At 40.2% G+C, this 23,767-nt stretch carries 22 protein-coding genes and 2 pseudogenes; 11 read left to right on the top strand and 13 right to left on the bottom strand.

Translation table 11 applies throughout. The annotated features are described in order from the left end of the window. Positions 1-9 precede the first annotated feature (9 nt). The 3 genes from FTV37_RS05115 (at position 10) to FTV37_RS05105 (ending at position 4,487) form a co-directional block, all read left to right on the top strand. Entirely contained in the window at positions 10-1,245 is a 1,236-nt protein-coding gene (locus FTV37_RS05115) for a lipoprotein-releasing ABC transporter permease subunit (RefSeq protein ID WP_180063188.1), read from the top strand. Continuing rightward, a complete protein-coding gene (gene lolD, locus FTV37_RS05110; RefSeq protein WP_180034388.1) occupies positions 1,238-1,921 on the top strand; it encodes a lipoprotein-releasing ABC transporter ATP-binding protein LolD in 684 nt (227 codons plus the stop codon). The genes FTV37_RS05115 and lolD overlap by 8 nt, the downstream gene beginning before the upstream one ends. A 106-nt stretch (positions 1,922-2,027) precedes the next feature. Beyond that, entirely contained in the window at positions 2,028-4,487 is a 2,460-nt protein-coding gene (locus FTV37_RS05105) for a DNA internalization-related competence protein ComEC/Rec2 (RefSeq protein WP_180063187.1), read from the top strand. Positions 4,488-4,518: 31 nt separating this feature from the next. Here the strand turns inward: FTV37_RS05105 and FTV37_RS05100 are convergent, their stop codons facing one another. Next, positions 4,519-5,490 carry a lysophospholipid acyltransferase family protein gene (locus FTV37_RS05100; RefSeq protein WP_180063186.1) on the bottom strand — a complete coding sequence of 324 codons (972 nt, stop codon included), beginning with the start codon at positions 5,488-5,490 and terminating at the stop codon, positions 4,519-4,521. A 127-nt stretch (positions 5,491-5,617) separates the two neighbouring features. Between FTV37_RS05100 and sppA the strand changes: the two genes are divergently transcribed. Further along, the gene (sppA, locus tag FTV37_RS05095) at positions 5,618-6,643 is read left to right on the top strand and encodes a signal peptide peptidase SppA (protein ID WP_180063185.1); all 1,026 of its coding nucleotides are present in this window, start codon (positions 5,618-5,620) and stop codon (positions 6,641-6,643) included. Beyond that, positions 6,640-7,449, top strand: a complete 810-nt coding sequence (locus FTV37_RS05090; protein ID WP_180063184.1) for an alpha/beta fold hydrolase — start codon at positions 6,640-6,642, stop codon at positions 7,447-7,449. Before sppA ends, FTV37_RS05090 begins: the two co-directional genes overlap by 4 nt. Positions 7,450-7,527: 78 nt before the next feature. On the opposite strand, the gene FTV37_RS05085 is transcribed toward FTV37_RS05090, so the two are convergent. From FTV37_RS05085 to purM, 3 genes are all read right to left on the bottom strand, one after another. Continuing rightward, positions 7,528-7,965, bottom strand: a complete 438-nt coding sequence (locus FTV37_RS05085) for an META domain-containing protein (RefSeq protein WP_078192049.1) — start codon at positions 7,963-7,965, stop codon at positions 7,528-7,530. A gap of 269 nt (positions 7,966-8,234) precedes the next feature. Beyond that, positions 8,235-8,864, bottom strand: coding sequence for a phosphoribosylglycinamide formyltransferase (purN, locus tag FTV37_RS05080; RefSeq protein ID WP_180063183.1), 630 nt, complete (start codon positions 8,862-8,864; stop codon positions 8,235-8,237). Positions 8,865-8,873: 9 nt separating this feature from the next. Continuing rightward, a complete protein-coding gene (gene purM, locus FTV37_RS05075) occupies positions 8,874-9,944 on the bottom strand; it encodes a phosphoribosylformylglycinamidine cyclo-ligase (RefSeq protein WP_078190382.1) in 1,071 nt (356 codons plus the stop codon). A gap of 134 nt (positions 9,945-10,078) precedes the next feature. On the opposite strand from purM, the gene cxpE reads away from it, so the two are divergent. From cxpE to FTV37_RS05055, 4 genes are all read left to right on the top strand, one after another. Further along, the gene (gene cxpE, locus FTV37_RS05070) at positions 10,079-11,296 is read left to right on the top strand and encodes a chloramphenicol efflux transporter CxpE (protein ID WP_180063182.1); all 1,218 of its coding nucleotides are present in this window, start codon (positions 10,079-10,081) and stop codon (positions 11,294-11,296) included. A gap of 18 nt (positions 11,297-11,314) precedes the next feature. Continuing rightward, a complete protein-coding gene (gene hda / locus FTV37_RS05065; RefSeq protein ID WP_078190380.1) occupies positions 11,315-12,019 on the top strand; it encodes a DnaA regulatory inactivator Hda in 705 nt (234 codons plus the stop codon). Between the two features lie 118 nt (positions 12,020-12,137). Further along, the gene (rbtA, locus tag FTV37_RS05060; RefSeq protein WP_180063181.1) at positions 12,138-13,949 is read left to right on the top strand and encodes a rhombotarget A; all 1,812 of its coding nucleotides are present in this window, start codon (positions 12,138-12,140) and stop codon (positions 13,947-13,949) included. Positions 13,950-13,973: 24 nt separating this feature from the next. After that, on the top strand, positions 13,974-16,388 hold the full coding sequence (locus FTV37_RS05055) for a CSLREA domain-containing protein (RefSeq protein ID WP_180059243.1): 2,415 nt from the start codon (positions 13,974-13,976) through the stop codon (positions 16,386-16,388). Positions 16,389-16,473: 85 nt separating this feature from the next. Here the strand turns inward: FTV37_RS05055 and FTV37_RS05050 are convergent, their stop codons facing one another. From FTV37_RS05050 to FTV37_RS05030, 5 genes are all read right to left on the bottom strand, one after another. Continuing rightward, positions 16,474-16,878 (bottom strand): DUF3106 domain-containing protein, encoded by a 405-nt coding sequence (locus FTV37_RS05050; RefSeq protein ID WP_078192044.1) that lies wholly within the window; start codon positions 16,876-16,878, stop codon positions 16,474-16,476. Then, positions 16,868-17,188, bottom strand: coding sequence for a hypothetical protein (locus tag FTV37_RS05045; RefSeq protein ID WP_078190377.1), 321 nt, complete (start codon positions 17,186-17,188; stop codon positions 16,868-16,870). Before FTV37_RS05045 ends, FTV37_RS05050 begins: the two co-directional genes overlap by 11 nt. Next, positions 17,185-17,799: an RNA polymerase sigma factor gene (locus FTV37_RS05040; protein ID WP_111883945.1), complete on the bottom strand. Its 615-nt coding sequence runs from the start codon at positions 17,797-17,799 to the stop codon at positions 17,185-17,187. The genes FTV37_RS05045 and FTV37_RS05040 overlap by 4 nt, the downstream gene beginning before the upstream one ends. A gap of 160 nt (positions 17,800-17,959) precedes the next feature. Next, complete coding sequence (locus FTV37_RS05035; protein WP_078192042.1) at positions 17,960-18,736, bottom strand: RNA methyltransferase; 777 nt, start codon at positions 18,734-18,736, stop codon at positions 17,960-17,962. 52 nt (positions 18,737-18,788) lie between these two features. Beyond that, entirely contained in the window at positions 18,789-19,763 is a 975-nt protein-coding gene (locus tag FTV37_RS05030) for a class 1 fructose-bisphosphatase (RefSeq protein WP_180063180.1), read from the bottom strand. A 183-nt stretch (positions 19,764-19,946) separates the two neighbouring features. Here FTV37_RS05030 and FTV37_RS05025 point away from each other — a divergent pair, with 183 nt between their 5' ends. Further along, positions 19,947-20,144: an NF038105 family protein gene (locus tag FTV37_RS05025; protein ID WP_078190373.1), complete on the top strand. Its 198-nt coding sequence runs from the start codon at positions 19,947-19,949 to the stop codon at positions 20,142-20,144. Positions 20,145-20,410: 266 nt separating this feature from the next. Here FTV37_RS05025 and pal read toward each other — a convergent pair whose 3' ends face one another. From pal to FTV37_RS05005, 4 genes and pseudogenes are all read right to left on the bottom strand, one after another. After that, entirely contained in the window at positions 20,411-20,980 is a 570-nt protein-coding gene (gene pal / locus FTV37_RS05020; protein WP_078190372.1) for a peptidoglycan-associated lipoprotein Pal, read from the bottom strand. A gap of 68 nt (positions 20,981-21,048) precedes the next feature. Next, positions 21,049-22,332, bottom strand: a complete 1,284-nt coding sequence (tolB, locus tag FTV37_RS05015) for a Tol-Pal system beta propeller repeat protein TolB (RefSeq protein WP_171319182.1) — start codon at positions 22,330-22,332, stop codon at positions 21,049-21,051. Between the two features lie 192 nt (positions 22,333-22,524). Beyond that, complete coding sequence (locus tag FTV37_RS05010; RefSeq protein WP_257224210.1) at positions 22,525-23,046, bottom strand: TonB C-terminal domain-containing protein; 522 nt, start codon at positions 23,044-23,046, stop codon at positions 22,525-22,527. Between the two features lie 79 nt (positions 23,047-23,125). Continuing rightward, positions 23,126-23,431: pseudogene (locus tag FTV37_RS05005) on the bottom strand (cell envelope integrity protein TolA); the annotation flags it as partial. A 249-nt stretch (positions 23,432-23,680) separates the two neighbouring features. Between FTV37_RS05005 and FTV37_RS05000 the strand changes: the two are divergent. Further along, a pseudogene (locus tag FTV37_RS05000) lies at positions 23,681-23,767 on the top strand (IS1595 family transposase); the annotation flags it as partial.

The following is a 23,767-nucleotide window of genomic DNA, read 5'->3' as shown; positions in this document are numbered from 1 at the left end:
TAGATGGTTATGTTTAAACCAATCTCGCTGTATATAGGGTTGAGATACACTCGCGCTCGGCGCAGTAACCACTTTATTTCTTTTATTGCTCTGGTATCCATGATCGGCCTCACGCTTGGTGTGGCAGTCCTTATTACAGTTTTATCTGTGATGAATGGTTTCGATCGTGAGCTGAAAACTCGTGTCTTAGGAATGATACCTCAAGCCACTGTTTCTTCAACACAAATTTTAACAAATTGGCCTGAACTTGCAAAAAAAATTGAGCAGCATGAGCATGTTCAAGGGGTCGCACCATTCACCCAATTACAGGGAATGTTGACGGCACAAGGTCAAGTGTCTGGCATTATGGTCAGTGGGATTGAACCGCAGTATGAAAAAAAGGTATCAATTATCCAAGACCATATGGTGGAAGGCAGTATCGATAACCTGAAAAAAGGTGAGTTTGGTATTGTCCTTGGCAAGCAAATGACAGATGCCTTAGGTTTAGGCTTGAATGACAGTGTGACCTTAGTGCTTCCTGAAGCAACTCCTTCGCCGGCTGGGGTCGTTCCGCGTTTTAAACGATTTAAAATTGTGGGTATTTTCAGTATTGGTGCAGAGGTTGATTCGATGATGGGCTACGTGGCCCTGAACGATGCGTCGACTTTATTAAGACTGCCAGATGGTGCGCAAGGCATCCGTATGAAGTTGGATGATATTTTTGCAGCGCCACAAGTGTCTCAAGAAATTGTGCGTGATCTACCTGCAAACTTCTATGCTTCTGACTGGACTTATACACACGGCAACCTATTCAGCGCGATTCAAATGGAAAAGGCAATGGTGAGTTTATTGCTGTTCCTGATTGTATTGGTTGCAGCATTTAATATCGTGTCTTCATTGGTGATGGTGGTTACTGATAAAAAATCCGATATTGCCATTTTGCGTACTCTAGGCGCTTCACCGGCTACAATCACGCGGATCTTCATTGTGCAAGGTACAGTGATTGGGGTGATTGGTACGGTGTCTGGGGCGATTTTAGGGATTATCGCTGCATCGAGTATTAGTAATTTAGTCGGTTGGTTGAATACAACATTGGGCTTAAATATGTTTGATGCTTACTTCATCAACTATTTACCGTCTTATTTAAGATGGCAAGATGTTGTGGTGATTGTATCTTTATCATTGGGTCTTAGCTTTATCGCGACTATTTATCCGGCATTACGTGCAGCTAAAGTTCAACCTGCAGAGGCTCTACGCTATGAGTAATTTAGTTTTAGATGCCCAAAACATTACCAAATCTTTTACCGATGGGAAGTCTACAGTCGATGTGATTCGTGGACTTTCATTACAAGTCAAAGCAGGTGAGTTTGTTTCGATTGTGGGGTCAAGTGGTTCTGGTAAAAGTACGTTGTTGCATGTATTGGGTGGCTTAGATCGTCCAACATCGGGTCAAGTGATGATTAATGGTCAACGCTTTGACACTTTAGGTGAAGCAGAGCGTGGTTATATCCGTAATGAGCATTTAGGTTTTGTATACCAATTCCATCACTTGCTGCCTGAATTTACCGCCTTTGAAAATGTGGCAATGCCATTGATGTTACGTAAGTCGAGTAACTTCAAAGAAGTGAAGCAGCAAGCTGAATATCTTTTGGAACGCGTTGGACTTTCCCACCGCATGACGCACAAACCGGGTGAGCTTTCAGGCGGTGAACGTCAACGTGTGGCTTTGGCTCGTGCATTGGTAGCAAGACCTAAGTTGATGATGGCTGATGAGCCAACAGGGAACTTAGACCGCAAGACTGCGGTGAAGATTTTTGAGTTGCTGTCTGAATTACGTAAAGAATTTAACATGGCAATGCTAATTGTGACCCATGATGAATATTTAGCTCAATCTGCTGATGCGATTTTGCATATGCAAGATGGTTTATGGGTAGATGACTAAGCGCTAAATTGATTTTGTAAAAAATTAGTGGATTAAGATTGTTTGATTGAAGCTCACCGCGGTGGGCTTTATTATTGCCAGCACATAATAAAAATAATGACGACTCATGTTACAAAGTTTTTGTATTGGCTGGATTTTAGGTATTTCTTTTATGGGGTTCATGTTTTGGAATCCACAACTCTCGACAGCTCAGTTGCTTTTTATTGTCCTGATTTGGCTAGTGCTACAGCTCTACATTTCACCAAAACTAAAAAGTATCTTTTCGAAAATCTTACAGCTCAGTGCAAATCTTTGCATAGGTGCAATTCTCGGCTTTAGTTTCGCCAATACTCAACTCGATCAGCGTTTGGCATTGGTTGAACATCAGAGCAGACAAGGCGAGTTTATAGCGTATATTCCACAGATCAGCCAACTCAAAGACCAAGCAATTCAGCAAAAAATTGAAGTGATCAATCTGAATAATCAGATTCAATATTTTATGGCGTATTTACCCAATTCAATTTTGCAAAGTCATGAGCAGACGATTCAGTTGGTCCCTGGACAATATTATCGAATGTATGGTGAGTTACGACCTACCCAAAGCTATGTGACAGAAGGTGCATTTGACCAAGAGCGGTGGAGCGTACAGCAAAATATACATGCTAGTTTAAAGGTGAAGTCGGTCGAATTGATACCACCCCAACATATGACTGCAATGGGCTACGGTCAACAGTATCAACGGCATCAAGGTGTGTTACATCAGTTCAAAATAAAAGTCGAACAACAACGTTTATATTTAAGAGCGTTTATATATCAACAACCGCTGCAGAATCATGGCTTGCTGTTAGCGCTGCTTACAGGTGATAAAAGTTTACTCACTGAAGGCACCAGTGAGTTATTTCAACGCTTTGGGATGAGTCATTTACTGGCGATCTCTGGTCCGCATGTACTGGTTTTTGCTAGCATGCTCTGTTGGGCGATGCAGTTGGGTATCCGTAAATATTGTCCCAAAATCTATCTCAAATGGCCTAAACAATATGTATTGGTCGTGCCCTTTATCTTCTGTGTCCTTCTATATTGCGCATTTACTGGCTTTGAAATACCTGCACTGAGAACGCTGACGATCTGCCTAGTTGCAAGTAGCATGCTGTTGTTACGGCAAACCATTCAGCCTTTTCAACTGCTGATTTTTAGTGCCGCTATTTTATTGCTAGTGGACCCCTTTAGTATTTTATCCGCAGCATTTTGGTTGTCTTATGGCGCATGCTTTATTTTACTGCGGATTTATCAAACCTTAAGGAAGCATTTACTGGCTCAAACGGACGCCAGTTTTTGGCAAAAGTTAAAGCATTCAATGTGGTTGATGGTGGAATCACAATGGAAAATCTTTGTCGCTTTATTTCCATTGATGGTGATTTTTTTCAAGCAAGTGACTTGGATTAGCCCACTAAGTAATTTATTTGCCATCCCGTGGTTAGGGGCTGTGGTGGTTCCTTTAGATATCATCGGAGGGGCACTTTCTTATATTTCTACACCTTTGGCGCATTTGGTTTTTTTATTCAATGATCTGTGTTTGGAAATATTGCATGTGTTTCTCTATGGCTTAGATCGACTCTTTGCACCAAAAATGCAAGATGTCGCATTGACGTCAACTCAAATCATACTGTTGATACTCGCCATAGTAATCTTATTTTTACCTGAAGGAATCTTGCCAAAATATTGGGCGGTCATTGCCTTTTTTACTCTGTTTATCCCATGGAAAAATTCAGCAAATTTTCAGCTTTCAATTTTAGATGTGGGGCAAGGGCAGGCGATCTATATCCGTTCTGTAGATCATCATATGATGGTGGACTTCGGTGGAAACTATGATGAAAGTCAATTTAGTGTCGGGCAGAATATCATCCGACCATTTTTGAGTGTGCAAGGTGTCCATCGACTAGATCGGGTATTATTGACTCATTTAGATCAAGACCATAGTGGTGGTTATTTCTCATTGGAGGAACTGCTTGATATTGGGCAGCTTTCAAGTAATGAGCGGGTACAAACCACGAACCAAGCTCCACAGCGCTTATGTCAGCGTGGTCAGCAGTGGAATTGGGATCAGCAAGTATATTTTGAAATACTCTCGCCAAAGCCTGAAGATCTGACAGATGCCAAATGGAATGCCAATGAACGTTCTTGTGTTCTATATGTCACGGTCAAAGGCGTCAATGGCCCACGACATTTTCTATTGATGGGGGATGCCGGTTGGGAGACGGAATATCAAATATTAAGTGATTATCCAGATCTAAAAGTCGATGTCTTGATGCTTGGGCACCATGGTAGTCGGCACAGTTCATCCTATGCATTTTTAAACCATTTTAAGCCCAAGTTGGCGATTGCTTCCGCAGGGCGCTTTAATCGTTATGGACATCCTGCAAACATGACACAAACACGTCTCAAACAATTAGACATTCCACTCTTGCAAACTGCACAAAGTGGAAGTATCCATTTCAAGCAAAATAAACAGCAAATTGAACTAATTGAAGAGCGGACAAAGTATAAATGGCTCGATCTATATCGCAGGCTATCTAAAGAATCCGAATAGAAAAACTACTTCAAGTATATTGCTTGAAATGTCATTCTGCCACATTTTTTATTGTTTGAAGTCTTTGATATTCCTCACGAATATCACGAATGCGTTGAGCGGCTTCTTCATCACTAATATTGTATAGATTTCTCAATTTTGGATTGGCTTTAAAGCGTTTATAGCTCCAGTGATAATGCTCTGGGTAACGATGGATTAAATCTTCCACTGCTTTAAAGATAACCATCGAGCCATCATCTGCATTACCTTGATAAATATTGTCATCGATAGGTTCGATATGCATATCAAAACCATGATTATCGTTACGAATGGCATATAGTAAGAGCGCACGTGCTTTGGTTTTTTGAATTAGTTTTGCACTTAAGTTGCTGGTTTTTAGTGGAATACCAAAGTATGGAATCATTTCGCCGCCGGCATTGGGGGTATGGTCTGGCAAGATCACAGTCGTCCCACCTTGTTTTAAGGCTTTGAAAATCTGACGTACACCTGATTCATCCGTAGGAACCAATATTGCTTGCTCACGGCTTCGAGCAGCACGGACAAAATTGTTGGCAGATTCGCTTTTTACCGGCTTGTACATGATGGTCATTTGAGTGTACTGCGCAACCCATGCATTCATGATTTCCCAAGTACCAAAATGTGGTACTACGAGTACAACGCCTTTTTGTAGGGCGAGCGCTTCATGTAAATATTCAGCGCCATGTACGTGATGAATCCGTTGAATATTTTTTTCTGTACTTGCACCCCAAATGTTAAAAAATTCAAAATAAGAACAAAGTTCGTTTCGAATCGCTTGTTTAGTGAGTTGAATGCGAGCTGACTCTGATAATTCAGGCAATGTAATTTTAAGATTGCGTTGAATCGTAGAGTAGGTTTTAGAGATTTTTAAAACATTGACTAACCCAGCCAAACCTTTTGCAATTAATCTTGAAATTTGAATAGGTTGACGGCTGATAAATTTTAACAGGTGATATGTGGTGTCCTGTGAATTTTGGTCGGTCATCTTATTTAAGTCTGAAAGAAATGAAAGAAAATTTAAAATAATTATAGGGGAAAATGAATTGATTAGACAGTTATAGCGATTAGCGTGTATATAATGACTACAAATTAACAATCAAATGGGTTTTTTTATGTCCGAATGGCCACCAAAACCTGAAGAAAAACAGCAAAGTTCTTCAAACAATATTCAGCAGCCAACTGGAAATGAATGGAAAATATTAGAAAAAGCCGTGCTTTCTTCCGTTGAAGAACAACGTAGAGCACGTAGATGGGGTATATTTTTTAAATTTTTAACCTTTGCTTATTTGCTATTTATTATCATTGCGATGGCAAAAAGTTGCAGCATGTCGTCATCTGATCAAGCAGCGACAGCGGGTTCACATATTGCCGTGGTTGATATCATTGGGACCATTGCAGCGGACAAGCAAAGTGTAAACAGCGCAAATACCATCAAAGCTTTGAAAAAAGCCTATGAAAACAAACAAAGCAAAGCGATTGTTTTAAATATTAATTCACCAGGTGGTTCACCTGTTCAGTCTGATGAAATTTGGCAAGAAATTCAGTACTTGAAAAAAGCCCATACCGATAAAAAATTGTATGCCATTATTGGTGATACAGGCGCTTCAGGTGCGTACTATATTGCGTCTGCGGCAGATGAAATTATTGTCAATCCTTCAAGTTTAGTGGGTTCGATTGGCGTGATCATGCCGAATTATGGTGTTAGTGGTTTGATGCAAAAATTCGGTGTAGAAGATCGCACCATGACTTCGGGTGAGAACAAAGCCATTTTATCCATGACTCAACCTGTAGATGCAGCACAAAAAGCACATGTTCAAGGTGTACTTGATAATGTTCATGCGCATTTCATTAATGCAGTGAAGGAAGGTCGCGGTAAGAAATTAAAATCAAATGATCCAGCTATTTTCTCAGGTTTATTTTGGACGGGTGATCAGGCTGTGAAGCTAGGTATTGCTGACCGTACAGGTAGTTTAAATAGCCTGAAACGTGAATTGAAAACTGAAAAAGCCGTGAACTACACCATTGAAAATAGTCCGTTTGATTCTGTACTAGGTCGTATGGGAAGTTCATTTGGTCAAGGTTTGGCAAGCGCATTGTCACAACAGGTTCAATCTGAAAACAGCACGAAATTACAATGAAACCGTTAATTCATTTTGCGCACGCCAATGGCGTGCCATCACGGGTTTATCAAAAATTGTTTGATTTACTGAGTGATGAATATGATGTGATCTATGTGCCGTTACTTGGGCCTGATAAGCGTTACCCAATCGATAACCATTGGAAAAGCTTAACACAGCAAGTCATTGACAGTATTGTACGTCAGGCCAATGGTCGTAAGGTGATTGGATTAGGTCATTCATTAGGTTCGGTTTTAACATTTCAGGCTGCTTTACAACGCCCAGAATTGTTTGAACAAGTGTTAATGATTGATCCGCCTATGATCATGGGGAAAGAGTCTTTTGCTTTGCACATCGCAAAACTCCTCAAACTTAAAGTCCTCGATAAAATGTCCCCAGCAGGATTGTCGAAGCGTCGTCGTGATCATTGGGACAGCCGTGAACAAGCAGCAGAGCTTTTAAGGCCGAAAGGTTTTTATAAAGATTTCGATCCAGACTGTTATCAAGCTTATATTGATCATGCCTTGATGGACGATAAACTGCGTGGTGGGGTGGAATTGACGATTTCACGTGATGATGAGGTTCATATTTTTCGAACTAATCCTTCACTGTGGTGGTTACCTCATGCTCAACCGCAAGTACCTGTACAGCAGTTAATTGCAGAGCAGGGACCATTTTTAGCTCGGCACTTTCCACAAATGGTAGAGAAAAAATTTGGGATTCCATTTAAAGTTGCTGCGGGGAGTCATATGTTCCCATTGGAACATCCTGTGGAAACTGTTGAATTGATCAAAGATTTACTTAAATTGCCTAAGCGTCATCATTAAACCTTAAAAACCACAACACATAAAAAAAGCACTCTATAGAGTGCTTTTTTTATAAATGAAACATTCTACTTTTGAGATTTATTTCGCATTTTCAAATTGTAAAACAACTTTGTTGTTGGCATCTAAAAATTTCAAATGATCTTTAGAGGCATCATAATGAGTAACTTGGCTCAATGCCTGCGAAAAATGTTGAGGAATATTTGTCGCAGTCAAACACGCTCTTTGTGTTGTAGCAAGGTTTGAAAATTGGATTTTTGTGTTTTGCACAGCGTAGCCGCCCATGAATCGATTACAACCATCTGAACCACTTACACGAGTGTCGTCGAAAGTGATGGTGGGTACGTTCGAATTGTTAGGGTCAGCTTCAAGCTTAACGCCTTGAATTTCACTCGCAACCCAATTTTTGTTTTGTAATTTATCTAAATTACGATCAGTAGCTGGATTTGATGTCGTAGCACAACCAATCATACCCAGTGTTATACATGCACAAGTCGCCAGTGTGATGGATTTTAACATGTGATTTTCTCCACTTTTGTTTGAAGGATGTAATATTTCTAGATTTATAAGGTTTACTAATTGCAATATAAGCTTATTATTTTAATGATGCTAAAAGCTTTAATTTAACTAAAAACTACATATTGATCATAAAGTTGAACATTCTGCAAAAAATGGATTTTAGATTTTAGATTTTAGATTTTAGATTTTAGTAATAAATAGAGTTTTATTTGGCACTGAAAAAACAAAACGCACCCTAAGATGCGTTGATTGTTAAATTATACAGTTGCTTAGAACTTACAGAATTGAACAGGTTGTTGCAAAGGCTCACCACGATATAAAACACCGTTTTCAGTGTGTTGAATGGTGCCATTACAAATCCATTCTGCCACTTGAGGGTAAATCACATGCTCAAGCACGTGAACACGATCTGCCAGACTTTCAGCATGATCATGCACATTGACTTTAAGTACGCCTTGAGCAAGCGCTTGACCAGCATCCAGCTCTGCAGTCACATAGTGAACTGTACAGCCATGGAAGACATCACCGGTGTTTAAAACACGTTGATGAGTATGCATTCCTTTATAATTTGGCAGCAGAGAAGGGTGGATGTTAATCATTTTTCCTTCCCATGCTTTGACAAATTTTGCGCTTAAAATGCGCATAAAGCCTGCCAAAATGACCAAATCAACATCCCAGTCGAGCAGTTGTTGATGCATCACATCATCAAAAGCTTCACGACTTGGATATTGCTTATGTTCAATGACTGCAGTTGCAATCTTTGCTTTTTCTGCACGTTGCAGTGCAAAAGCATCAGGTTTATTGGAAATTACCCCAACGATTTGACCTGATAGATTGGCATCGATCAGGGCTTGCAGGTTAGATCCGCTGCCTGAAACAAGTACAGCAATTTTAATCATGAACGTTGCTTATGCGAAAACTACACGGATTTTTTCGTCAGCGCCTTCAACAGATTCAGCATTGTCTGCAATGTGACCCATTGTGAATGCTTTTTCGCCAAGGCTGTTGAGTAATTCAACAGTTTTGTCAGCATCTGCTGCATCAACTACGAGAACCATACCCACGCCACAGTTAAATGTGCGGTACATTTCAAATTGTTCAACACCACCTTCTTTTTGAAGTAGTTTGAACAATTCTGGCCATTCCCAAGATGCTTCATTGACTACCGCTTGAGCACCATTTGGCAGTACGCGAGGTAAGTTACCCGGTAAACCGCCGCCTGTGATGTGCGCCATAGCGTGTACATCCACTTCTTTCAATAACTGAAGAATTGGTTTTACATAAATACGTGTTGGTTCCATTGCTGTATCTGCAAGTGGACGACCATCAACGATTTGAGTAAGGTCAACGTTTTTCACATCTAAAATTTTACGAAGAAGTGAGTAACCGTTTGAGTGTGCGCCAGAAGATGCAACACCAACTAAAACGTCACCCGCTTTAACTTTAGAGCCATCAATAATTTTGCTTTGCTCAACTACACCTACGCAGAAACCTGCAAGGTCATAGTCTTCGCCTTCATACATACCTGGCATTTCAGCAGTTTCACCGCCAACCAATGCACAGCCTGCAAGTTCACAACCCGCACCGATACCAGTTACAACATTTGCTGCAACGTCAACGTTGAGGTGGCCAGTTGCATAGTAGTCAAGGAAGAACAGTGGTTCAGCACCACATACAAGAAGATCGTTTACGCACATTGCAACCAAGTCTTGACCAATTGTGTCATGACGGTTCAAATTCAATGCTAAACGCAATTTTGTACCAACACCATCTGTGCCAGATACGAGAACAGGTTCTTCATAACCTTTAGGAATTTTACAAAGAGCGCCGAAGCCGCCTAGGCCGCCCATTACTTCAGGACGTGCAGTACGTTTCGCGACAGATTTGATACGATCGACTAACGCGTCGCCCGCTTCAATGTCGACACCTGCATCTTTGTAGCTTAAACCAGTGTTTGGGGTAGAAGTTGAGTTGCTCATAATGAAGTCTCCGCATTCGCGCGGGGATTATAACCTGAATATGCAAAACTCTTATGCTATTTCGCACTAAAATGTTATCTTTATTAAAATATTTTCCTTTCTATAACGATTACATTGAAAAAAGGTGACTTTATATGGGTGATCGCACCTTGCGCCGAATATTTATTCTTGCTGGGATAGCATTGATCATATGGGTTTTATACTTATTAAAGCCTGTAGTTGTTCCTTTTATCGGCGCATTTCTAATTGCATATTTATTTAGCCCTTTAGTCGATAAATTACATAATATTGGCTTGCCGCGCTGGTTATCTATCAGTTTGGTCTTTATTGGAATTGGTGTTGCTATATTCCTTGCAATGTGGTTCCTCGTACCACTGGTATGGGAACAGTTGATGTATGCGAAAAACAATATTCCAAGCAATATTCATTGGGTCAACTATACATTCCTGCCGTGGTTATCAGAGACATTTAATCTTGTACCGATGGAAATTGATACAGAGCAAATGTCAGCAGCGATCATGGAGTATATTCAAACCAACTATAGTGCAGACAGTATCCAAGCCATGTTGTTAAAAGTGGCACAATCGGGTCTGAATTTCATACAGATTGGTGGCACGATTGTCTTAATTCCAATCATAGCTTTCTATTTCTTATTAGATTGGGAACGAATGTTAGAAAACATGCGTCGACTTATTCCACGTAAATATGAAAAAAGCACGCTCACAATCGTGGGCGAATGTCATGAAGTTTTAGGTGCATTTGTAAAAGGCCAATTCTTGGTAATGTTCTTATTGGGCGTTGTATATGCGGTTGGACTTCAATTGGTGGGTATTGAGGTCGGCATCATCATCGGGATGATTGCGGGTCTAGCCAGTATTATTCCGTATTTGGGTTTTGCGGTTGGTATTATTTCGGCAATTGTGGCTTGCCTGTTCCAATTCGGTTTGGATTGGGTGCATTTGGCCTTAGTACTGGTGGTATTCATGGTAGGGCAGGCAATAGAAGGTTATATTTTACAGCCTTTCTTATTAGGCGACAAAATTGGTTTGTCTCCTGTGGCAGTGGTATTTGCAGTCCTTGCAGGCGCGCAATTGGCAGGACTCCTCGGAATGCTCATTGCACTACCCGTTGCAGCGATTATTGTGGTGTTATTACGTCATGCGCGTGAAAATTATGAGAAAAGTAATTTATACCGAAATGATGTACTTGTGGTGAATGATGCTGAAATTGGCACATTAAGCGTAGAAACCAATCAAATTGCTGTCGATATTGAGCTCAAAAATCAGTCTGCAAATTCGCTGCAAGATCCTGAAATTTCGAGTAACATTGAACGATCAGAACATAAAGATTGATAAGGCCAAAATATAGATATGCGTCAATTGCAGTTAGATATAGAACCACAACTCGATGCCCGAATTAGTGATTTTTCTGGGCCGAGTTGGGGGCATGTAATCGATGGTGTTCGTCAGTTACATGCTGGTTTAATGAATCGTTTCTATATCTATGGTGGAGCTGGCACAGGAAAAAGCCATTTACTGTCTGCAATATGTGATTCTTATTTAGAAATTGGCAAATCAGCAATTCAAGTTTCATTGCTTGAATTGCTCGATGCGCCAACTGAAGCGATTACTTCGCTTGATCGCTATGATTTGGTGGCTTTAGATGATATTGAAGCCATCAGTGGAGTTCCACATTGGCAAAAAGCCGTTTTTCACCTGATTAACTATAATAACGAAGAAGGTGGTCAATTGGTCTTTTCATCTCGACTAGCGCCAATTGAACTCAAACTTGAACTGCCAGATCTACAGTCTAGATTAACTCAGGCTGTTAGTGTGAAAGTGCCGAATGGTAGCTTATACGCAGACCGTCAAGCGCTCGTGAACTCTGTTTTAGCGCGACGTGGCATCCATATGGATCAACAAATTGTGGATTATTTGTTGGCACATGGGCCGCATCAGGCGTCTATTTTACTTCGCTCTTTAGAACAACTGATTCAGATGTTAAAAGGTGAAAAAGTCAAATTGAGTCATGCCAATTTAAGACAAATTTTTGCCCTAATTGATGAATATCGGTAAGCAATAAAAATTCTTGAGTAATTACTCAAGCTGTGACAAAGTACATAAAAATATTTTAATGTTGCAAGGATTGTGCAACTTAAGAATAAAAAGATAAAAAATATTTAAGGAGATGGATATGCTCAAACAGAGCATAGGCATTGGCATGCTTCTCATGGCAGGTCATGCATTTAGCGCAGAAATTACCGTTACAACCACTGAAGATGTTGTAAAGGATGACAAGGAATGTTCACTTCGTGAAGCCATAGAATATATCAATAATGGTATGCCAGAAGCCGGATATAATGGTTGCGGGGGGAAAGACGCCTATGCCTCAATTTCTCTGAAAAAAAATGAAGTTTATAAACTCACTAAAAAAATTGATATTAAAGCAGAACTGAACCTGAAAACGGCGTATGACACTAACGTCAATGAAGATGTCGTACTCGGTCTTAATAATGCCGTCATTGAAATGACCGGTAAGGATCAAATTTTTAATATTAATGACGGCGAAAAAGAACTAATTGCGATCAATTTTAAAGAAATTTCATTTAAAGGATGTAAGCAAGATCAGTGCGCTGATAAAGGCGGCATCCTTTTTAATAATGAAAAACTCACACTTGAAAATGTAAAGTTTGAAGATGGTAATGCACGACTTGGTGGTGCAATCTACAATGTTGGATTCTCAGAAGATGGCGCAGCTGTAGCAAGCCGTCTGTATATGCGAACCACAATTTTTCAAAACAACAAAGCGGTAGATGGTGGTGCAATTTACTCAGAAGCACCGGCTTATGAAATCTATACATCTTTGTTCAAAAATAATGAAAGCACATCTGGTCGAGCGATTGTTTATAATCAAAATGGGCTCGCAGACATCAGCAAGTTGGTGTTCAGTAATCCTCAAAATATCATTGCCAATAGTACCTTTTTCAAAAACAAAGGTTTTGCTGTCAACTTACGTGATGGTTTAGCACTCAATAATATTACAGTACTGAAGAACAGTGGTGGTATTGAACTAAATAGTACTTCTGAGCATGCTTATTTAGCCAATAGTGTGGTGATTGGTAATGCGCTCAGTGGCACCGCTCAAGATTGTAAAGTTGTGAACTCAGGAACAGACAAATCTGTTTTTTATAACAACTTAGTGGCTGCAAGTTGTCCTGTTGGGCCTGTTGCAAATTTAAATGATGTGTGGTCTGGGACAAGTTTAATCGCGGGTGAAGATGAAGGTAGCTGTAAAACCTTAACAGAAGATCGTAATGCACTTTTCTGTCCATTTACCACAGCAAACAACGCATTTATTGGTTATTTACGTCCTCGTATTTTATTAGATTACGAAACGATTTTCTCAAGCCCGATATTAAATAAGGGGAAGACCACAGCAGATGGCAATGAGCATCATGTGTATTGTGAGTCTTCTGATCAGCGTGGAAAAAATCGTAATTTGGATGATGTTTGGTGTGATCGTGGAGCTATAGAAATTGTGGTTCCTGTGAGTATGCCTCGATTAGGTAAAGACATTCGTACAGGTGAAGTGGCCAAGTTTAATATTTTAGATGCATTAGGTGACAGTGATTTAATTCCAAAAGAAGAATGTACAAAAGTGATGGGTATGGCAAATCCAACGGGTGAGCCATGGCAAGATGGTTGCCCAATAATTGTACAAAGCACCGAATCTAAAGGTAAATTTACACTGAATTTGAATGGTGATTTTGAATACACGCCAAATGGAAATTGGCATGGCGCAGATATTTTTGAATTGCGTGTGGTGACGTCTTCAACCCGTTTTAATACTTCGGCAAAAAATTATTTAGCTGCAGAAGTGCGTATTTTCCAAGAACCAAACAATGAAATGGAAAGTAAAACCGTTAAAACTTCGGGTGGTGCTCTAGGCTGGGCGAGTATTTTTGCGCTGCTTGGCTTAGTTGGATTTCGTCGCTTTAAAAAATAGTCTGGATAGAATTAAGGACAGCACATGAAAAATTATAAAAAAGGATTGCTGGCGGTCATGGTCCTTGCGGCTATGTCATCTATGGCAGCAACAAGTAACATCATCAAAGTTACGACCTTTGATGATGAAAATGGTGAAAATCTCAATCAATGTTCTTTACGTGAAGCGATTGAAACTGCACGTAAAAACAAATCTTTTGGTGGATGTAATGTCGGTAATCCAAATAATGGGCAGACCGATTATATTCAACTTGAAGCAGGTGAATATCTTCTGACTAAAGGTGAGTTAGTTCCGGTCAATCAGATCGTGATTGAAGGGAAAAGTCGCTTTAACTATGATTCAAAAAATTTACTGACGCAGAAATTTCCTGCCTATGAAGATATTAGAACGACGATTAATGCCCAAGGCAAATCTCGTATTTTTAATACTTCACGTTCAGAAGCCAACTTTATCGTCAATAATGTTCGCCTTACTGGCGGGATGGCAGAAGATCGAGGTGGTGCCTTGTATTTAGGGGGAGCATTTACCTTAAATAATGGTGCAATTGAAAACTCTCAAGCCAAAGTTGCTGGCGGTGCAATCTACTCCGTTGCGCATAATATGTCGAAAAAAACATTATTGGTGAGCAGTTTAGTTCAGGGCAACATCGCACCTAAAGGTAGTGTTGTTGCTATGGACTGTATCGGGAACTTGGGGGATACCCAGCCTGAAATTGTGTTCCAGCAAAGCAGTATTATTCAAAATGGTTCATCGACGAGCAATAGTGTGATGGACTTCTGTGGAAATGCCAAGGTTGAACTGACAGCAAATACGATTGCAAAAAACCAAGCAAATCCAAGTACGGGTAGTATTATCCGTGCCATTTCTCAGGGAACGGATCGTTTAAGTGCTTTTTCTAGCTTCGTTTTAACCAGTAATACAATAGTCGAGAACAATGCGGCTAGTACCTATTATTATGATAACAATGGTACAAAGGCTTGGTATTTCAATGTATTGGCCTACAATACTGGTGGAAAATCTTGTCGTTATCTGAATAATGCAGTACCTGATAATGGTCAAAAATTTGTGGCAAGTAATAATGCATTTGAACTGGCAGCCGCACAGTGTGATTTACCAGAAAGTGTGCTGAATAGTACGGAAAGCTTTCTGCAAAACCATGATGTAAGTAGTTATGCTATGGGGACTTTATTAAGCGCCCTACAAACAAAATCTGCTTATAATTTGTATTTACCTTTGTATTACCCGAAAGCGATCGGCAGTGGTTTTGACTTGATCAATCTTGGCTTAGAGGGATGTAGTAAAGCCGATCAACGGGGTATTTTGCGGATTACGAATGGTACCTTGCAGCTATCACCTGCACAACGAAATACTTGTGAGATTGGTTCGGTTGAATTAATGAATTTAACTGCAGCAGATATGGCAGAGATTACCAACGAGTCCTTAGCAGCTATTCAAGAGAAATATCAAAAAACAATTGATGATTTGAAAAAGGATATCGACGATCCAGATTATGCAGAATACAAAGTTGCCAATCAGGATGATTTAACAAAATACGAAGCGGTATTAAGTGCATTAAAAAATAACCTCAAATATCGTGCAGTTTATTTTGATCCATTCCCAGCATCATTACCTCAAGAAGAGTCTGTGAACGGAAGTGCTGAAACACGACAAATTGCCTTAAATGCTGACAACTATACCGTGACGACTTCACCAATCGGCATTGGTAGTGAAATTACGGTGTCTAGTACAGGCGAAGCAAGTATTGTGGGTAATCCACCACATGACCTGCACTGTGATTGGGATGCTGGAATAAAACAAATCGTTATATATCGCACCAGTGGGGCAACAACAGCGCCTACCGAATACGGTTTTTGTAAATATACGCTAAAACAAAAGACAGGGAGTCAGGCGGAATCCTCTGGTGTGGTCCGTGTGGCATTTAAAAATATGACCCCAGTGGCCAAAGCTGCTCAATATACAATTAGTCCGTCAAATAATTTGTCTGTTACCGTCAATAATTTATTAGAAAATGCTAATGATGATGGTGATGGTCCAGTTACATCTATGCCAGCGGGCAAATCGGTATGGCATAAAAATGAAGAAGGTCAAATTATCCCAATTCGTTTTACGAAAATCCCAGCAGGTTTAAACTTTGAAGCTGAGTATAGTGGCAGTTGCCCAGCAAGTTATTTAAAGGAAACTTGCTACGGTGGCAAGATTACCTTCTCTGTAAAAAATGGCTTTAGTCAGTTTGACTATCCTGTTGAATATAGCGTTGTCGATAGTGATGGCATTGCATCAAGCAATGCAATTCTGACTCTTAAGAATACCGCGAAAAACACCAACTCTTCTTCTAGCGGCGGTGGTTCGATGGGATTATTTGGGCTGTTGACACTGATTGGTTTAGGTATGTATCGTCAACGTCGGTTGAGCAAGTAATACAATAAAAAAGCCTCGATAAGAGGCTTTTCATGGCTTAACTAATTTAATTGATTTGATTTTCGCAACATGCTGCTGTTTTAGATTAGTGAGCGACAGCGATAGGCTGTAAATATTTGTTGATATACTCATCGCGAATAGCAGGTCGTTCATCAGGACTAGCTTTTTGCATACGTGTCGCGAGTTCTTTACGTTCTAAAGTACTCATTTTTTGCCAAGTTTCGCGCATACGTTGCTTTTCACTATCTGGAAGTTGAGTGAACCAATCCATGCGCTGTTGCAAGCTGACACGTTGATCTGCAGGAATCTCTTTGAGTGCCTGATACTTTTTAATTAAAGCCTGTTGTTCTGCTTCAGATAGCGAATCCCAAGTTTCATTGACTTGAGTATCTGCATCTTTTGAAAATATCCAAAAGCGATCAAAGCCAGCAAAACTGGTTTGCAAAAAACTAAAAGCACAGAATGCAATTGCTAATTTTTTAGCTGCCATGTGGAACTTTGTCCTCACCCAGAACCATCAACATTTCAAGATCTTCTACCATTTGAGGGGAGAGCTTAGGGGTTGAAATCACCTGATTTTGTGGTTTGTCATCCAGTACAGTCGCATTCGGTAAAATGACAAAACCTGCAATTGCTGCTGCAAGTGCAAAGCCAGACATTTTCCAGAAACCATAACGTGAAGTTTCGCGCTGATGAATATCTTCAAGCACGTTATTCATGACAGTTGCTTTGTCTTTATGGTGCTGTGCGAGTCCATCAAGTTTGGAAGTTACTTGCTTTAAGAAATCATCTTGTTTCATTCGGATGATCCTCCCATATGTGGATTCAAATGTGCCAAAGCGGTACGTAAACCTTGAATGGCACGGTGGTAATGTGTTTTCACACTGCCTTCGGAACAATTCATAATTTCTGCAGTTGTATGCGTATCAAAGCCTTCCCAAGCTCGCAACATAAATGCTTGTTGCTGGCGGACTGGAAGTTCTGCGATAGCATCTTGTATTTCCTCTGCAGTGACAGCCTGATCCAGAAAGTCGAAGGGGTTTGGTGTAGATTCATCTACCACATCCTGTATCTCGACATCGTCGTCATCTAGGCTGACTTTTCTAAATAAGGAAAACGGCTGCGAACGACGTGCTTCTTTTCGACGCCAGTCTTGCAGCTTGTTATTTAAAATGGTGTAAAACAGGGGATACCATTCCTCTGTGGACTTTTCAGCATAAGCTTTATGTAAGGAAATAAAGGCTTCTTGCACCAAGTCCATGGCAATGCCATGTTGACCGTGCGTTGCACTTTCCATCATTACTAAAGCACGCCCCGTCACTTCATTCATGAAGTTTTTCAGGCGAGACTCAGCCGTGCTTTTTAAAACACTGCTGTCTTGCGTCTCGGACTTTTTGGGTGCTAAATCCATAGAGATGGAAAATCCTGTCATCGGATACCCACCATTATTTCCATATTCATATACAAATAACGATGGAAATAACGGTTAGGTTGACAAAAAGAATTATTATTTTTTCTAGTGTAGTCTATTTTTTTCAGGCTTAAGCGCTAAATACAATAAAATAACGATTTTACTGACGCTGACGTACCATTTCAAAAAAACAGATCGAGCCAGCAATGGCTACGTTTAACGATTCTTGACCACCCGGTTGAGGAATCGCAACGGCTTCTGCATGTTGTAATGCATACTCAGAAACACCTTGACCTTCATTGCCTAAAATCCACACACATTGTTTGCGTAAATTTTTGCTATATAGGTTTTCAGACTGATGTGAGCTTGTTGCATACACTGGAATTTTGAATTTAGTCAAAATATCTTCAAGGGCAATATTTTCAAAGGTATTTAATGAAAAATGTGCGCCCATACCTGCGCGTAATACACGCGGTGACCAGAGCGATGCAGAGCCTTTGGTACAAACAACTTGCTCAATACCCGCCGCGGCAGCAGAACGGAGTAGGGTGCCTACATTACCGGGGTCTTGAATATTGTCTAAAATTAAGGTGTCTTCACTGAAGTTAAGCGCTTCACTTGAACTTGGTAAATCCACAATTGCTAAGCAAGCAATAGATGTTCCAAGTGTACTGATATCTTTGTATAAAGATTCACTTAGAATAAATACCGCACCTTGATATTGTTCCGCAATGCGGTCGAAATCAGCATGGTTAATCGCTTGTTCAGTGGTGAAAATCGATTTGATTGGACGTTTTGAGTCTAACCATGACAACACCAAGTGTGTGCCTTCCAAAACAGTTTGACCTTGTTTTTTACGGTAGGCATTTTGTTCGATTAAGCCACGAAGGTGCTTAATTTTTGGGTTGTCTTTTGATTCGAGATAAATCAGAGCCATGGGGGAGATATCCACGAAAGTCAGCAAAAATACTGACTTTCGTTATAAGAAATTAATTATGGTATGACGTAACTAGGTCAACTTCGTTTTTAGAACCAATAATCACAGGAACACGTTGATGAAGTTCTGTTGGTTGGATGTCTAGAATGCGGACACGGCCTGTTGTAGAAGCACCGCCAGCTTGTTCCATCAACATACTCATTGGGTTTGCTTCGTACATTAAACGTAGACGGCCTGCTTTTTTCGGATCTTTGAAGTCGTATGGATACATGAAGATACCGCTACGGCAAAGAATACGATGAATATCACCCACCATGCATGCAACCCAACGCATATTGAAGTCTTTTTCACGCGGGCCAGGTTTACCTGCAAGAAGTTCGTCGATATAACGTTTTACAGGTTTTTCCCAGTGACGTTGGTTCGATGCATTAATTGCATATTCTTTAGTGTCTGCTGCCACAGCAATCGCATCTTTAGTTAATAAGAATTCTTTGCTTTCTGGATCAAAAGTAAAGAAGACTACGCCAGCACCGACAGTTAGAACCATCATTGTTGATGGGCCATACAATACATAACCAGCCGCCGCTTGGTTAACACCCGCTTGCATGAAATCTTCAGCTTGCGTCACGGCATTTTTTGCAGGAAGAATTGAGAAAATTGTACCAACACACATGTTGATATCGATGTTGCTTGAACCATCTAATGGGTCGAACAAGACAAGATAATCGCCATTTTCTTGAGCTGGTGTGAATTCATCTAATTCTTCAGATGCCAAACCACCGACATGTGGATGAACTTTTAATGCATCGATGAGGTAATCATTTGAAATGACATCAAGTTTCTTTTGTTCTTCACCTTGAACGTTTTCGTGTTGCGCGCTACCCAATACACCAGCCAAAGCACCTTTTTGTAAAAGAAGGTCGATGTCTTTGCATGTATTACCAATTGTTTCAATAACTTGTGCTAATGCAGGAGTAAGATTACCACTTTGTTGTTGTAGAAATTGGGAAAGGGTGAGATTTGACATAACCGGAAAACTCCAAATATTAATTTATCAAAAATGATAAAATGTGATTGTGCAACATTTTAGATGAGAACGAAGGAAAAGAAAAATTAAACTAGACTATTTGTCGTGATTTTACCCTTGCAAGTCCTGAATAACATGCTATGTTGAATCTAATGTATAAATCGAAAGACAGGGAGCACAACAATGACCACACAAAAATTTGATGCGACTCCGACTGCAACTGAGGGATTGAATTTAGACGATATTTCTGCGGATACCGTAAAAGCTGCATGGAGCAGTTACGAAGCAAAAGCAGAGTATAAAAAGTTCAATAAACATGACCTCATTGAGTCGATGCAAACAGAAAAAGAAAATGCTGAACATCCAGAAGCAGAAGCGTAATGATTTGGATTGTTAAGCTAATTTTTTAGTTGGTAAAGCTAAGGATCTCGTTTTTAAAGTCGTTCACTTGCATTTTCATTGGATATTTTCTTAAAGTTCTAAAGCCGCTAACTGAATTTATCCTGAGTTAAAGGGCTAAATTGAGTTAAAGCACAGAACGTTGCAACAGAACGATGCAAATGAAACGATATAAATTAAATGATACGGGTTAAATAAAAAAGCACTCATTAATGAGTGCTTTTTTTTAGCTCAGACTTTTTCAAGTCTTATTTAAGTAGCGGAGGAACAGCTTCGTAGTTAATTTCTACGCGGCGGTTTTCTTTCCATGCATTTTCATCATGACCCGCATTGATTGGCATTTCTTTACCATAGCTGACTGCTTCAAGCTGGTTAGGGCTTACACCTGTTGTAATCAGGAAGCTTTCAACAGCTTTGGCACGACGTTCACCAAGTGCCATGTTATATTCACGAGTACCACGTTCATCGGTGTGACCTGTTAAAGCCACGCGTGAGTTTGCATTAGCAACTAGGAACTGAGCGTGAGCTTGAAGGGTTTGTAAGTCTTCATTGCTAAGCTCTGTACTGTCGTAGTCAAAGTGTACAACGCGCTTCGCTAAAAATGCTTTATTCGCTTCAGTTACACCTTTCGATGATGCACCCGCAAGGTTTTGTGCATTGAGTGCTGCATCTTCACTTAAACCTGAAGTGTTTACAGTGGTTGAGCCATTTGGGTTTTGTCCTGCTTGTACATCTGCTGCAGGTTTACGGCTGGCACAACCAGTCATTACTAATGCTGTAGCTAAAACAGGTAATGCAATCAGTTTCATCGCATTCATATTGATCTCCATGACGGTTATTTATGATGTTTCATTAAAAAGTTATTGTTGAAAAAATCATGCAGTGTTTATTTCGGTGCCCAAGCTGGTTCACGAACTTCACCTTGTTCACTTGGTAAGTTCATGCGGAAACGACCATCTAAAGACATGATCGAGAGCAAACCACGGTTTGCTTCACGTGTTGCATACACGACCATTTGACCATTTGGTGAGAAGCTTGGGGATTCATCTAAACTAGTTGGCGTTAAAATATTGGTTACACCAGAACCAATGTCTTGAACCGCAACTTTATAGTTACTACCGCTAGGACGATGTACCAAAGCTAATTTTTTACCGTCCGCACTTAACGTACCACGTGCATTGAAAGCGCCACGGAAAGTTAAACGTTTGACACTTTCAGCACTTAAGTTGTAGGTGTAAATTTGTGGAGAGCCACCACGGTCAGAGGTAAAAATAAATGATTTACCGTCAGGTGCATAACGTGCTTCTGTATCAATCGCTGTGTCATTGGTCATGCGTTTTAATTGGCGAGTCTGTAAATCCATTTGATAGATTTCAGGATTGCCATGCATCGATGCGGTAAATAACATTGATTTACCATCAGGTGAGAAGCTTGGTGCACCATTCAGGCCACGGAAACTTGCTACTTTTTCACGGTTACCACTTGCTAAATCTTGGATGTAAATCGCAGGGCGTTTGGTTTCAAATGAAACATAGGCTAGCTTTTTCGCATCAGGCGTCCATGCAGGGGACAAGATTGGATCTCGTGAAGTCAAAATCGTACGGGGTTGTTCACCATCTGTATCTGCAATTTGTAGGGTATAGCGCTGATCTGGTGTTGCTGCATTACGCAATACATAGGCAATACGGCCGCTGAAGTCACCTGGAATGCCAGTTAAAGCTTGATAGATCGCATCACTGATCATATGCGCTGCTTGACGGTAACGTGAAGCAGGTACAGTGAGTAGTTCATTTAACAGGTATTGTTTTTTTTCAACATCATACAGTTGGTAGTGAATTTCATAAGAGCCATCAGCCGTTGTTTTTGATGTACCTGTCACGACATAGGGTACGCCCGCAGCTTTCCATGCTTCTGCATTAGGTGAATTTATTGTTGCAGTTGCAGGCAAGTTTTTAGAAGCACTGGTAAATTTACCTGAGCGGTTCAAGTCATTTTCAACCACTGGATAAATATTTGAGTCATTACTAAAAGGCACGATCGCAATTTTAGGTGCTTCTTCAGGAGCTTTAGTGATTTCGAGGTGAAGCTGCGCATGCGTTTGAGTCACTAAAACTGGGCTCAAAGCAGTGAATACGGCTAAGCAAAGAAGATGTTTACGCGTCATTTCCATCATTCGCTAATTACTCTAAAAATGTGAGTTATTGTCTGTATTTGGTTGTGTCACATAATGGCATGATTTTGGGATATTGAAAGCACAACATTATGATTAATCTGTTATTCGTCTGTGAATTCGTGTCTAAATGTTTGCCTATTTTGATGATGCTTAATTATAAAAATATAAGGTTCTGCTGAACTGATGTCCTTATTTAGATAGAAAGGGCATAGAGATAATGCGAGATTCAAGTCGAGCATCTTGATTTTCTGGTAAATCAAAAGGGGCTGAGCTAAGGATGGCTTTTTCAATACTCTTTTTAAATGCACGATTTGGCGCACCAAGAATCACTATCGATTGAATTGAACCAAATGATGTCAGTGTAATTTGAGCATTGGCTTTTTGCCCAGTTGATTCTGCTGGCGCTTGCCAGTTGCTAAGGATAGTTTGCTGTATTATTTTCTTTGTATTAGATGCAATTTTTTTTGCTTCAGCTTTTTTAGCCGCATCTGCTTCAGCTTGCCGTTTCGCTTCAGCAATTTTATGTTCTAGTTGAAGCTTATCTTGTTCAGAATATGACTTCGTCTTAGCCGCTGTTGCGTTCGAGGAACGCTCTGCTATTTTCTCAGGTTGAATCTTGTCAGCCGTTTGAATGCTGGTAGGGGTTGCAAAGGTTAATGATGAGCCTGCGATTACAGAAAATAGAAACGAAAATTTAAAGAAATGCATCATTTTAGCTTAATCCAATTGGAAGATTAGAGATTTTGATCAATAGAAAAATCCCCGCAATCAATGCAAGGATTTATCAAACTTAATTTGAAGATCTAAATGTAGAGGTAAAACTTTGTGCTTCACGTCTAGCATCTGGGTCGCTAGGCATCGGATATGGTGCAGCAGCACGAACTGCAGCCTCAATACTGGCTTTCATATCAGGATCACTGGAGCTTACGATGACTGCTTGGACAGCACCTGTTTTAGATAAAATCACGCGAGCAATGGCCGTTTTACCGCTAGAGCCAGGTGGTGTATCCCAAGCACGTTTGATTTTATGTTCAAAATCACGTTTAGCTGTTGAAGCGATTTTCTTGGCTTCCGCTTTTTTCTTTGCATCTTCTTCATTTAGAGCATGTGAAATGGGTTTAAGAGGCTTTTTTACGTCCTGTACTGATTTCTCAGGTTGAGTTGTTTTAGCATGATCCATCAGCAAAGCATTAAATTGTTCAGGTGGAATATGGTCAGGCATGGTCGAAGAGGGGATATAAATTGACCGACTTTTAGCAAATGTCTGGGTGCTTATAAATAAGAGTGTCGAAACTAAAAATAATGTTGGGGCTGTACTAGATTAGCACTATGTTAATCGATGAAAATGAAGCTAACTAACTGTAAATTAAATAAGAAAACTCAATTAAAACTACTAGAGTTTTTCGTGCTAGGAGTGACTGCAAGAGCTGCT

Source organism: Acinetobacter sp. YH16042, from assembly GCF_013417245.1.
Classification (GTDB): Bacteria; Pseudomonadota; Gammaproteobacteria; order Pseudomonadales; family Moraxellaceae; genus Acinetobacter; species Acinetobacter amyesii.
Note: the sequence above shows the minus strand (reverse complement) of the source record. Positions and strands in the feature narration are given on the sequence as shown.

Bases quoted from the DNA above. Each gene is read 5' to 3' on its own strand.
- FTV37_RS05115 (WP_180063188.1), top strand. From the start codon at position 10: ATGTTTAAACCAATCTCGCTGTATATAGGGTTGAGATACACTCGCGCT.
- lolD (WP_180034388.1), top strand. From the start codon at position 1,238: ATGAGTAATTTAGTTTTAGATGCCCAAAACATTACCAAATCTTTTACC.
- FTV37_RS05105 (WP_180063187.1), top strand. From the start codon at position 2,028: ATGTTACAAAGTTTTTGTATTGGCTGGATTTTAGGTATTTCTTTTATG.
- FTV37_RS05100 (WP_180063186.1), bottom strand. From the start codon at position 5,490: ATGACCGACCAAAATTCACAGGACACCACATATCACCTGTTAAAATTT.
- sppA (WP_180063185.1), top strand. From the start codon at position 5,618: ATGTCCGAATGGCCACCAAAACCTGAAGAAAAACAGCAAAGTTCTTCA.
- FTV37_RS05090 (WP_180063184.1), top strand. From the start codon at position 6,640: ATGAAACCGTTAATTCATTTTGCGCACGCCAATGGCGTGCCATCACGG.
- FTV37_RS05085 (WP_078192049.1), bottom strand. From the start codon at position 7,965: ATGTTAAAATCCATCACACTGGCGACTTGTGCATGTATAACACTGGGT.
- purN (WP_180063183.1), bottom strand. From the start codon at position 8,864: ATGATTAAAATTGCTGTACTTGTTTCAGGCAGCGGATCTAACCTGCAA.
- purM (WP_078190382.1), bottom strand. From the start codon at position 9,944: ATGAGCAACTCAACTTCTACCCCAAACACTGGTTTAAGCTACAAAGAT.
- cxpE (WP_180063182.1), top strand. From the start codon at position 10,079: ATGGGTGATCGCACCTTGCGCCGAATATTTATTCTTGCTGGGATAGCA.
- hda (WP_078190380.1), top strand. From the start codon at position 11,315: ATGCGTCAATTGCAGTTAGATATAGAACCACAACTCGATGCCCGAATT.
- rbtA (WP_180063181.1), top strand. From the start codon at position 12,138: ATGCTCAAACAGAGCATAGGCATTGGCATGCTTCTCATGGCAGGTCAT.
- FTV37_RS05055 (WP_180059243.1), top strand. From the start codon at position 13,974: ATGAAAAATTATAAAAAAGGATTGCTGGCGGTCATGGTCCTTGCGGCT.
- FTV37_RS05050 (WP_078192044.1), bottom strand. From the start codon at position 16,878: ATGGCAGCTAAAAAATTAGCAATTGCATTCTGTGCTTTTAGTTTTTTG.
- FTV37_RS05045 (WP_078190377.1), bottom strand. From the start codon at position 17,188: ATGAAACAAGATGATTTCTTAAAGCAAGTAACTTCCAAACTTGATGGA.
- FTV37_RS05040 (WP_111883945.1), bottom strand. From the start codon at position 17,799: ATGGATTTAGCACCCAAAAAGTCCGAGACGCAAGACAGCAGTGTTTTA.
- FTV37_RS05035 (WP_078192042.1), bottom strand. From the start codon at position 18,736: ATGGCTCTGATTTATCTCGAATCAAAAGACAACCCAAAAATTAAGCAC.
- FTV37_RS05030 (WP_180063180.1), bottom strand. From the start codon at position 19,763: ATGTCAAATCTCACCCTTTCCCAATTTCTACAACAACAAAGTGGTAAT.
- FTV37_RS05025 (WP_078190373.1), top strand. From the start codon at position 19,947: ATGACCACACAAAAATTTGATGCGACTCCGACTGCAACTGAGGGATTG.
- pal (WP_078190372.1), bottom strand. From the start codon at position 20,980: ATGAATGCGATGAAACTGATTGCATTACCTGTTTTAGCTACAGCATTA.
- tolB (WP_171319182.1), bottom strand. From the start codon at position 22,332: ATGGAAATGACGCGTAAACATCTTCTTTGCTTAGCCGTATTCACTGCT.
- FTV37_RS05010 (WP_257224210.1), bottom strand. From the start codon at position 23,046: ATGATGCATTTCTTTAAATTTTCGTTTCTATTTTCTGTAATCGCAGGC.